The 11,151-nt window shown below is 37.4% G+C and carries 12 protein-coding genes and 1 riboswitch; of the genes, 9 read left to right on the forward strand and 3 right to left on the reverse strand.

The annotated features are described in order from the left end of the window. From nhaC to AC3AX0_RS02390, 9 genes are all read left to right on the forward strand, one after another. Window positions 1-1,137: Na+/H+ antiporter NhaC (nhaC, locus tag AC3AX0_RS02350; protein WP_487548697.1), on the forward strand; the 1,137-nt coding region annotated here is incomplete at its 5' end. Between the two features lie 215 nt (window positions 1,138-1,352). Continuing rightward, window positions 1,353-2,189 (forward strand): MerR family transcriptional regulator, encoded by an 837-nt coding sequence (locus tag AC3AX0_RS02355; protein WP_487548698.1) that lies wholly within the window; start codon window positions 1,353-1,355, stop codon window positions 2,187-2,189. A gap of 164 nt (window positions 2,190-2,353) precedes the next feature. Then, window positions 2,354-2,480: riboswitch (molybdenum cofactor riboswitch) on the forward strand. Between the two features lie 140 nt (window positions 2,481-2,620). Next, window positions 2,621-3,031, forward strand: coding sequence for a 4Fe-4S dicluster domain-containing protein (locus AC3AX0_RS02360; protein WP_487548699.1), 411 nt, complete (start codon window positions 2,621-2,623; stop codon window positions 3,029-3,031). Beyond that, complete coding sequence (locus AC3AX0_RS02365; RefSeq protein ID WP_487548700.1) at window positions 2,994-4,919, forward strand: aldehyde ferredoxin oxidoreductase family protein; 1,926 nt, start codon at window positions 2,994-2,996, stop codon at window positions 4,917-4,919. Before AC3AX0_RS02360 ends, AC3AX0_RS02365 begins: the two co-directional genes overlap by 38 nt. Before the next feature lie 135 nt (window positions 4,920-5,054). Further along, window positions 5,055-5,843, forward strand: coding sequence for a threonine/serine exporter family protein (locus AC3AX0_RS02370; protein WP_487548701.1), 789 nt, complete (start codon window positions 5,055-5,057; stop codon window positions 5,841-5,843). After that, the gene (locus AC3AX0_RS02375) at window positions 5,840-6,277 is read left to right on the forward strand and encodes a threonine/serine exporter family protein (protein ID WP_487548702.1); all 438 of its coding nucleotides are present in this window, start codon (window positions 5,840-5,842) and stop codon (window positions 6,275-6,277) included. The genes AC3AX0_RS02370 and AC3AX0_RS02375 overlap by 4 nt, the downstream gene beginning before the upstream one ends. A gap of 12 nt (window positions 6,278-6,289) precedes the next feature. After that, window positions 6,290-7,021, forward strand: a complete 732-nt coding sequence (locus AC3AX0_RS02380; protein ID WP_487548703.1) for a class I SAM-dependent methyltransferase — start codon at window positions 6,290-6,292, stop codon at window positions 7,019-7,021. A 137-nt stretch (window positions 7,022-7,158) separates the two neighbouring features. Continuing rightward, window positions 7,159-7,584 carry a DUF1292 domain-containing protein gene (locus AC3AX0_RS02385; protein WP_487548704.1) on the forward strand — a complete coding sequence of 142 codons (426 nt, stop codon included), beginning with the start codon at window positions 7,159-7,161 and terminating at the stop codon, window positions 7,582-7,584. Between the two features lie 206 nt (window positions 7,585-7,790). Next, window positions 7,791-8,531 carry a peptidylprolyl isomerase gene (locus AC3AX0_RS02390; RefSeq protein ID WP_487548705.1) on the forward strand — a complete coding sequence of 247 codons (741 nt, stop codon included), beginning with the start codon at window positions 7,791-7,793 and terminating at the stop codon, window positions 8,529-8,531. A 92-nt stretch (window positions 8,532-8,623) separates the two neighbouring features. Here AC3AX0_RS02390 and AC3AX0_RS02395 read toward each other — a convergent pair whose 3' ends face one another. From AC3AX0_RS02395 to AC3AX0_RS02405, 3 genes are read right to left on the reverse strand one after another with little or no spacing between them, the layout of a single operon-like run. Beyond that, window positions 8,624-9,328 (reverse strand): ABC transporter ATP-binding protein, encoded by a 705-nt coding sequence (locus tag AC3AX0_RS02395; protein WP_487548706.1) that lies wholly within the window; start codon window positions 9,326-9,328, stop codon window positions 8,624-8,626. Between the two features lie 8 nt (window positions 9,329-9,336). Then, the gene (locus AC3AX0_RS02400; RefSeq protein WP_487548707.1) at window positions 9,337-10,095 is read right to left on the reverse strand and encodes an ABC transporter ATP-binding protein; all 759 of its coding nucleotides are present in this window, start codon (window positions 10,093-10,095) and stop codon (window positions 9,337-9,339) included. 1 nt (window position 10,096) lies between these two features. Beyond that, window positions 10,097-11,146, reverse strand: a complete 1,050-nt coding sequence (locus tag AC3AX0_RS02405) for a branched-chain amino acid ABC transporter permease (protein WP_487548708.1) — start codon at window positions 11,144-11,146, stop codon at window positions 10,097-10,099. Window positions 11,147-11,151: the final 5 nt, after the last annotated feature.

Below are 11,151 nucleotides of genomic sequence, written 5' to 3' on the forward strand. Positions count from 1 at the left end.
GGACTTCAGATAATATCTCCAGGAGTATTCCTTGTAGCAACTACTATCATCTGTGCAATCGTTTCCATAGCGACGGGAAGTTCATGGACAACTGCGGGTACCGTAGGTATTGCACTAATAGGTATTGGAGAAGGTCTTGGAATACCTCTTGAAATAGTTGCAGGAGCAATAATCTCTGGAGCATATTTCGGAGATAAATTATCTCCACTTTCAGACTCAACAAACCTAGCGCCTGCAATGGCAGGATCGGAGCTTTTTGAACATATAAGACATATGCTATACACTACTGTTCCAAGTTTTATCATAGCATTGATTCTTTATGGAATCATTGGAATGAAATACGCAGGAAACAGTATTGACTCACAAAGTATTAAGATAATACTTGAAGGTATCAGTTCACAGTTTACAGTAAGCCCAGTGCTTCTAGTGCCACCTTTACTGGTAATATTCATGGTTGTATTCAAGATTCCTGCAATACCTGGCCTAATAGGCGGAACTGCTGTAGGAGCAATCTTTGCAGTAATATTCCAAGGAGCTAACCTTGGAGCTATAATAGATTCTGTGCATTACGGATTTGTTTCAGAGACAGGAGTTGCAGCTGTTGACACCCTTCTTTCAAGAGGTGGAATTGACAGTATGATGTGGACTATATCACTTATAATCTGCGCAATGTGCTTCGGTGGAATAATGGAAAAGACTAAAATGCTTGAAGAAATAGCAAGGAAGATACTAACATTAGCGCACAGCACAGGTTCAGTAGTTCTTTCGGCAGTTCTTACTGCAATAGCATGTAACTTTGTTGCTGGAGACCAGTATTTGTCAATAGTTATAACTGGAAGGATGTACAAGGATGTATTTGAAGAGAAGGGACTTCATCCGAAGAACCTTTCAAGGGTACTTGAAGATTCAGGAACACTAACTTCAGCACTTGTTCCATGGAATACCTGTGGAGCATTTATGTACAAGACTCTTGGAGTTCATCCATTTGCCTATGCACCCTATGCATTCCTCAACCTGCTGAATCCGTTGATTTCAATATTCTATGGATACACAGGAATTACAATGGAAAAAATCAAAAAGTCAAAGGAAGAGAAAAAAGAAGCAAAATCAGAGGAATCTGTTGAACAGACAGCATAACTAAGTAATAATTGTGGGAATGGTTTATCGGGTTTAGAACGTTATATAATACACAGGAACCGCCGGTTTAATTGCCGGCGGTTCCTTTTATAGCTTAGGTAAGTTAAAATTGTAACAGTGTAATATGCTTCATGATATAATATAAGTCTATAGAGACACAAGATGTTTGATTAATATGCAGTGAATAATAAATAGATTATTAAGGGGATGGTTCTTTGAACAGATTTAAAATTGGTGAAATGGCAAAGATTAACAAGGTTACAATCCAAACGCTTAGACATTATGACAATATTGGGCTCCTTAAACCCTCTATGGTGGACGAGGATACTGGATACAGATACTACCATATAAACCAGAGCGCAAAGCTTGACCTTATTAATTATATGAAGCTTCTTGGAATGTCCCTTGACCAGATAAAGAAGCTCTTCGAAAAGAACGACCCCGAGCTTATTATTGAAAACCTAAACGAACAGCTTAAGTGGATTGAGGAAAACAAGAAAAAGCTTGAAATAATGGAAAGGGGTGCAATGAGGTTCAAGGAGAACCTTGGGGAGTATGCCAGGACCCTAGAAGATGAATCAGTTAACATTGTGGATTTTCCCGAGAGGAGGATATTTTGTTATAATAGTGGAATAAACATTTATGAGAAAGGCATAGAAACCTACGAGTATATGCTTAGGGAGTTGAAGAACCAGGTAGAGATCAATAACCTTCCAATGATATATTTCCACAATGTAGGATCCTTAATAAGAATGGATAATATCAAAGTTAGAGACTACAAGTCTACAGAAATCTTTGTATTTGTTGACACTGATTTCAGTAGGGATGAAGGATTTGAAAAAATAATGGGAGGTAATTATGCCTGTATATGCTTCAAAGGAGAGGAGGGTTTTGAAAATGAGCTCTACTATGCGGAAAAGCTCCTGGATTTTGTTGATGATAATGACTATGAAATTGTAGGAGAGTATCTCTGTGAGGTAATAACAGAACTTCCAGTCTTTAACGAAAACAGTAGAGGAATGTTCATCAGACTACAGGTTCCGATAAAATAAATAATAATCCTTGACCCTATTGTAACAATAGGGTTTATAATTAAGTTAGATAGACAAAGCGACTATGTCGCGTCATCCGCGTTAGCGGTGTTGTCCGCGTGGAAAGTTTACATTGAACGCAAAATACCAACGATTTAAGGGATTTTGCATATTTAGCTTTCCTAAGATAAATAAATCTCCGATTCTTACGTTCCCGCATAAAACATTGACAGAATAAGGAATTTAAGAACTATGGGTATTGAAGTGATTTTATGCCTGCCGTGATTGCAAAGGAGCTATTCGAATATTTCGAGTATGCTCCTGTTTTTGTGTTCGATTTTTATGTTCCTCGTTAAAATTCATAATTCTTTAGTTGGATGTATCATAAGCATTGTTAGGCAACAAGCATAGCAGCACTTGAAATATTAAAATGGAGAAAAAAGGAGGATTTTATGAAACCGGGAGTAATCAAAGTAAGGGTGAATCCTGATCTATGTCAGGGTTGCAGGGCATGTGAGTCTGTATGTTCTGTATTTCATCTGGGAGTAGTGGACCCAGCGGCTACAGGTATCAAAATTAGTGAAAAGAAAATGGGTCATTTTAAACAAAATGTATGTCAGCAGTGTTCTGACATGGTATGTGCAGAACATTGTCCGGTTGATGCCATATCAAGAGATTCATTTACCGGAGCTGTAACAATAAGCGATGCATGCATAGGTTGTGGTAAATGTGCGGAAGATTGTCCGATTGATGCAATAAGCATGATTGAATTTGAAGGTAAGCCTTTGGCTTACAAATGTGATTTATGTGGCGGAGTACCTGAATGTGTTAAAATCTGCCCTCGAAATGCGTTGGGATGGTGATGAGATGAAGGGTTATAAGAATTGTGTATTAAGGATAGATTTGAGTTCTAGAAACATAAGCAAGGAAAAGCTCAACATGGAATATGTTAAAAGATATCTTGGAGGAGAAGGTTATGGGGTTGCTCTTTTGTGGGATGAAGTCCCCCATGATACAGAGCCTTTGTCTGAGAAGAATATACTATCATTCAATACTGGACCTCTTACAGGAACTCCAATGGCTTCGGCATCAAGAATTTCAATCAATTTTCTTTCACCTTTGTCAAACACCATAGGGTCTTCAAACATGGGAAGTCACTTCGGTGCAGAAGTGAAATTTGCAGGTTATGATTCCATTTTATTTGAAGGTAAGGCGGATAAACCGGTAATAGTAGTAATAGAAAATGACAAGGTTGAAATCAAAGATGCAGCACACCTTTGGGGAAAGAACACCAGAGAAACAACAGAAATTCTTAATGAGGAACTGGGAAAGGAATACAAGATATCGTGTATAGGACAGGGCGGAGAAAACCTTTCAAGTATTGCTTGCATATTCAGCGATGACTGTTTTGCAGGAAGAGGTGGTGCTGGTGCTGTAATGGGATCCAAAAATCTTAAGGCAGTGGCAGTAAAAGGAAATGGAAAGATAGAAATAAACGACAAGGACAAGTTCCTGGAAATAAATGCAGTGGCCATAAGGGAAATTAGGGACGAAGTCTATACCTGGGGTCCGGTACATGGATACGGCACTCCTGCATGGCTTGACGGTGCCAATGAATGCGGGTTGCTACCTACAAGGAATTTCAGACAAAACCAGTTTGAAAAGCTCGAGCCGATTATGCCTACCCAACTGTGGAACAACCGGGAGAAGTTTGAAGTGAGAAGAAGAGCCTGTTATTCTTGTCAGCTTGGATGCCATAAATATATAGTGATGAAGAATTCAGACTACGGGGATGACATAGGTGTTGGAGAACTTGAATTTGAAACCATAGCTGCACTTGGACCAAGATGTGGAGTTAATTCATATGAAGATATTTCAATGGCCAATTATTATTTGACCATTTATGGTCTGGATACAATTTCGGGTGGAGCAACAATCTCAGCTGCAATGGAATGGTATGAGGAAGGAATAATCACCAGTGATGATCTTGACGGATTGGAACTTAATTTTGGAAACGGAAAGGCAATGGTGGAACTTTTAAGGAAAATGGGACTTAGGGAAGGTTGTGGAGACTTGTTTGCAGATGGTTCTCAGGTTGCAGCCGAAAAAATAGGTAAAAGAGCTCTTGACTATACAATGACTGTAAAGGGAATGGAAATTCCCGCTACGGATCCAAGGGGAAGCTCTGCCATGACTGTATCGTTGGGAACCTCTGAAAGAGGAGCCTGTCATATGAGGCCTTATGCAGCTACAATAGATGCTTTTGGATATCTTTATCCAGATCTTGGAGTAATAGAACCGAAAGATCCTTTCGACGACAAGGAATCAAAGGAATGGTTAAAATCTGTGAAGGAATTCTTTGTAGTTACAAACCTCATAGGTATCTGTGATTTCAATGTAATAAATTGTGAGCTTCACGCCACAACCCTTGCAGCTATCTATACAGCATTGACAGGAATAGAGACAGATAAGGAAGAGCTTCTAAGAAAGGCTGAAAGGACTATAGCTCTTGAAAGAGCGCTCAACTATGAGAGGGGATTCAGACGGGATGACGACAGACTTCCGAAACGTTTCATGACTGAAGAAGCTACTGCAGGACCTCCAAAGGGAAGGAAAGTAGACATGGAAAGCGCCCTTGACAAGTATTATGAAGCTTGTTCATACGACAAGGAAAAAGCAATTCCAACGAAGGAAAAATTCGAATCTCTTGGCATGGAAGATGTATACAATGGTCTTCTTGCAAATAAATAAGGTCCTATAAATACATATAATATTTAGGACAAATATTGAGGGTAACAACCCCTGTGGAAATCACTTGATTTTCACAGGGGTTGTTTGTTATAATACACTTAAATTTAAGAAATTATGGAAATTCGGGAGAAATATATGAACAAAAATGAAATAAACAGGATTCTAAAGCTCTCCAGAAGGGCGGGGAAGATTCTACTGGAAAATGGAGCCGAAACCTACAGGGTAGAGGAGACAATAAATCTAATATGCAACTCAAAGGGTATTGAAGATGCAAACTGCTTTGTTGTTCCAACTGGAATATTCATTAATATTGAGTATGATGGAGAATACTATTCAATCATCCATAGAACAAGTATCGAAAGAATAGATCTTGAAAGAATAGCAATGGTAAACAACTTCTCTAGAGGATTTGCATCGGGAAGCATTACTGTGACTGAAGCTGATAAGGATCTTGAAAGAATTGAAAATGCTCCTGAGTTTAAGAATTGGCAAATTATACTTGGTGGAGGTGTTGCAGGAGGCTTTTTCACCCTTTTGTTCGGAGGAGGACCCATTGAATTTTCTCTAGCTTTTCTAACAAGTATGTTTGTAATAATGTTTTCGCTTATATCAATAAAATACAAGTTTCCATTCTTTATGAAGAACTTTACAGGTGGTATTATAAACATGTTTGCTGCACTGATTTTCGTCAAGTCACTGGAATGTTTTGGAGTATATGCGGACATAGACAGCATAATAATAGGTTCACTTATGCCACTGGTACCAGGAGTTGCAATAGTCAACTCAATCAGAGATATAATATCAGGAGATTTTGTATCGGGAACATCAAGGATGATGGAGGCTGTATTAATTGCAGTAGCTCTGGCGCTTGGAGTAGGTACTGTTTTACAAGGGTATATTATGATATTTGGAGGCAGTATATGATACTTGATTTTATTTTTTCCTTCTTATGTACTTTCGGGTTTGGAATACTGTTTAATATACCAAGAAAACAGTTGGTCTTTGCTTCAATCGGAGGAGCCTTGGGATGGATAGTGTATTCAATATCGCTTGTTCAGTTTGATTCTGTTGTAATGGCAGCCTTTACAGGAGCTCTTGCAGTAGGTTTTTATAGTGAAATTATGGCTAAGGAAAGAAGGGTCCCTGCTACAGTATATGTGATTCCAGGAATGATTCCTCTAGTACCCGGATATGGGCTTTATTACGCTATAAAGAAAATTATTGAAGCAGACTATATTATGGCGATGGAGGTTGGAACGGAGACTGTACTTGTTGCCCTGGCTATTTCAAGTGCTGTTATACTGACGACTTCCCTAGGAAGAAAGATAAAGAGAAAAGCAGAAAAAATAATGAATTAGGGAGCTGATAATATGAAATTCTATGAAAGAATAGCGGAAAACTATAACCATATTTTCCCCTTTAATAAAAGTCAGGCTGAATTTATTTTAGATGGAGATAGTGAAACAGATGGAAAAAATATACTTGAAATAGGGTGTGGAACTGGTCAGTTAATTTTTGGACTTTCCGAGTTTTATAAAACATCTACTGGAATTGACTTGGATTCTGAAATGATAAGGTATGCAATAAGAAAATATAATCATAGAGAAAATTTGAAATTTGATGAAATGGATATGCTTGATGTTGACAATCTTGTCGATGATTATGATACGGTTATATGCTTTGGGAATACAATGGTTCATCTGGAAAATGAGATAGAAATAACTGATTTCATCAAAAAAACATTTAAAAAAATTGTAGCTGGTGGAAGGTTTATGATTCAAATCATTAACTATGACAGAATACTGGATCAGAATATTGATTTTCTTCCGACTATTGAGAATGAACATATTAAATTTATTAGAAATTACAAATTAAATAATGATGATAAAATTGAATTTCATACTGTATTGAACATAAAAGAAACCAACAAGGAAATTGAAAATAGAATTACTCTTTATCCTATAAGCTCTGTAGCTCTTGTGCAAATATTAAAAAATGAAGGATTTGTTGATATAAAGCTGTATGATAACTGGAAAAGGAAAGATTTTGACAGTGTAAGAAGCATACCATTAATTATAGACTGTGTGAAACCTCTTGTTTAAAGAGTGATAGAGAATATGAATTAAATTTAATTCTTTCAGCATATTAAAACGTTGGTTTTTTGAGGCTGAATGTGATATTATTTAGTATAAATCACCAATAGTTGAAATAGGTGGAAATATAAGTTAGGAGATTTAATATGAGTAAAGAACATAACTGCGGTTGCGGCGATGATAATTTAGAAAAAGATAAGTGTTGTTCAGATAACAAAGAAGAAAAATGTTGTGAGAGTCAAGAAGAGCATAACCACGAAGGATGTGGAGAAGGATGCGGATGTGGACATGACCACGAGCATAGTCACGAAGTAGGCGAAGATACAATGATGGTTACTTTTGATGATGGCGAAGAGAAGGAATGCCTTGTTCTTGCAGTTGTTGAAATAGACGAAAAAGAATATGTTGCACTTCTACCAGAAGGACAAGAAGAATACTTCATCTATGGATACAAGGAAGATGAAAAAGGTGTTGAACTACTAGCAATAGAGTCTGACAAGGAATTCGAAAAAGTTGGAAGTGTATTTGAAGAGATATTTGGTGGAGAAGAAGACGAAGAAGACGAAGAATAATTCTCCCATAATTTTAGAAACGAATTTTGGATATCAAATAAGCATTTAATGAGATGGACTTCTGTTCATCTCTATTAATTTCTCAAATAAGTAACAGAATTAAAGATATAAAAAAGAACTTAATGTCTGGAATATATTTACTGATAATAAATGCTTATATAAAAATGCCGGAATTGGGTTTATTACATATGAAAATCGGAGGATATATGAAGAACAAGAAATTAAGAAAACTGATGTTGATTGCACTGGTTTTTATCTTACTTTTTGCAGTTGTTGGATGTACACAAAAGGGAGAAGAAGATATTGTGGAAGAACCTGTGTCGGATGTTGATAATTCATTAAACAGTAATGAAGACATAAGGGTAGAGGATTTTTCATTTGGAGATTACTATGCAGAACTTAATCCTGAAGCTGCTTACACACCTTCAGAAGGACTTCCCATTGTAAAGATAGAAATTAAGGATGGAGCACCAATAATACTTGAGTTATATCCAGAAATCGCTCCAAACACAGTAAATAACTTCTTGTCGCTGGCAAGAACCGGTTTTTATGACGGACTTATTTACCATAGAGTTATGAAGGATTTCATGATCCAGGGTGGAGATCCGCTTGGTACGGGAGCTGGAAATCCAGGATATTCAATAGATGGAGAGTTTTCCAATAACGGCTTTGACAATACAATCAGTCATGTTCCTGGTGTCATATCCATGGCAAGAAGCAGGGACTTCAATTCTGCAGGATCACAATTTTTCATAGTCCACGGAGATGCAACTTTTCTTGATGGCGACTATGCTGGATTTGGAAAAGTGTTCTACGGCATGGAGGAAGTTGACAGGATAGCAAATGTAGATGTTAAAAAGGAAAAGCCTGAAGAAGATGTAGTTATGGAAAGCATTAGAATAGACCTTAATGGATATGAATTTTCAGAACCTGTTGTAAACAAGTAAGGCTGTGGGCAATATAAAACACATGGAGATATAAATTCACCATGTGTTTTTGTATGCTCTATTAAACTGATATAGATTGCTTGAATTTTGGATTATCCACCAAGGTATGCTTCTTTTACAGCCTGGTCCTGAAGAAGATCGCTTGCTTTTCCTTCGGCTATTACCTTTCCAGTTTCAAGTACATAGCCTCTGTCAGCTATTTTAAGTGCCTTGTTTGCATTCTGCTCAACTAAAAGAACGGTAGTGCCTGCATCGTTTACATCTCTTATGATGCTAAATATCTCATCAACAAGAATTGGAGCTAGACCCATTGAAGGCTCATCCATAAGGATTATCTTTGGTCTTGACATAAGAGCCCTTCCCATTGCCAGCATTTGTTGTTCGCCACCGCTTAATGTACCTGCTGCTTGCTTTATTCTTTCCTTAAGTCTTGGAAATCTTGTGAATACCATTTCAAGGTCGTCTTTTATTTCTCGAAGATCTTTTCTTATATAAGCACCCATTTCAAGGTTTTCACGTACGCTCATCTTTGAAAATACCCTTCTTCCTTCTGGTACGTGGGCCATACCCATGTCTATGATTTGATGTGGTGGAAATTTCGCCATATCTTCATTTCTGAATTTGATGATTCCACTTTCAGGAGTAAGGATTCTTGATATTGCCTTCAGGATGGTAGTTTTACCAGCACCGTTTGCACCTATCAGGGTAACAATTTCTCCTTCCTTTACATGGAAGCTTAAATCGTGAATTGCATGGATTTTCCCATAAAATACGTTTATATCTTCAATTTTTAACATATATTCACCTACTCTCCCAAATATACTCTGATTACATCGGGATTATTCTTGATTTCATCAGGTGTACCTTTTGCAATTATTTTTCCGTAGTCTATTACTACGATTCTTTCACAGATCCCCATGACTAGGTGCATATCATGTTCTATAAGAAGTATGGCTATATCGAATTTATCTCTTATGAAATGTATTGTTTCCATTAGCTCGTGAGTTTCCTGGGGATTCATTCCTGCAGCAGGCTCGTCGAGCATGAGTATCTTTGGATTGGTTGCAAGTGCCCTAGCTATTTCGAGTTTCCTCTGCTTGCCGTATGGAAGATTTTTTGCCAAAGTTTCTGCATAATCTTCCATGTCGAATATTTTCAGAAAATCAAGGCATTCCTGATGTGCTTTTTTTTCCTCTTTCCAGTATCTTTTCAATCTGAAAATTCCTTCAAGAGTAGAATATTTCATCTCGTTGTGGTAAGCGATTTTAATATTGTCTATAACAGTAAGATCCTTGAAGAGTCTTATGTTCTGAAATGTTCTTGCAGCACCAAATTTTACAATTTCATAGGGTTTTTTACCAGTTACATCTTTCCCATCAAGTATAATGCTTCCTTCAGTAGGTTCATATACACCAGTTAACATGTTGAAAATAGTAGTTTTCCCAGCACCATTTGGACCTATAAGACCTACCAATTCGTGTTCGTTTATTGATATTTCAAAATTGTCAACGGCTCTAAGTCCGCCAAATTGCATTGCCATTTCTTTTGTTTCAAGTAATGCCATATTATTCACCTTCCTTTACTTCTTTTCTTGGTGAGATAATCTGATTATGCCTTAATTTATGGATGAATCCTGACATTGAGAATTCATGTGTTCCAAATATTCCCTGAGGTCTGAAAATCATCATTATTACTAGAAGTCCTGAATATATAAGGAGTCTGTATTCTGCAAAGTCTCTCAATGCTTCAGGAAGTATGGTGAGTAGTATTGCTGCAATTATGGAGCCCGTCAAGCTTCCCATTCCTCCAAGTACTACTATTACCAGTATCTCTACCGATCTCATGAATCCGAATGTATTTGGGTCTAGGAATGCGATATAATGGGCGTATAAACCTCCGCCTATTCCTGCGAAAAATGCTGCTATTGCAAAGCCCATAACCTTGTATTTTGTAGTCCGTATTCCTACTGCTTCGGCAGCGATTTCATCTTCTCTAATTGATATGATTGCACGGCCCTGTCGTGAATGGGTTAGTGTATAGAGAATTGTTACCACAACCACGGTTATCCAGTATACGTTGTTAAAGGTTGTTATTCTTGGGATTCCTGAAAGACCTTGGGCGCCACCTGTTATAGGTTTTATATTGTTTATGACCACCCTGATGACCTCGCCGAATCCAAGGGTTATGATACCCAGATAGTCACCTCTTAATCTAAGGGCAGGTATACCGATTGCTATACCTACAAGTCCTGCTATTATTCCTGCTACAATCAAGCTCGTTAAAAGTATAACTGTGGCAGGGTTGATCAAGAATTTTATACCTTCAGGAAGGGTTGAACAAAATTCAACGATCGAAGGTTTAATTGCAATGGCTGTAATAGCCGATGCGTATGCTCCTACTGCCATGAAGCCTGCATGACCAAGCGCAAGCTGGCCAAGATATCCTGTTGCAAGATTGAGACTCGCAGCTAGAATAATATTTATACATATAAAAATGACTATACCTGTATAGTATTTAGTCAATATATTTGCCGACATTAATATTTTCATCAATACGAAGAGAAGAATGATTGATGAAATATTGAAAATATAACTTTTTTTTGTATTTTGCTTCATACCTA

It is taken from the genome of Dethiosulfatibacter sp., from assembly GCF_983023055.1.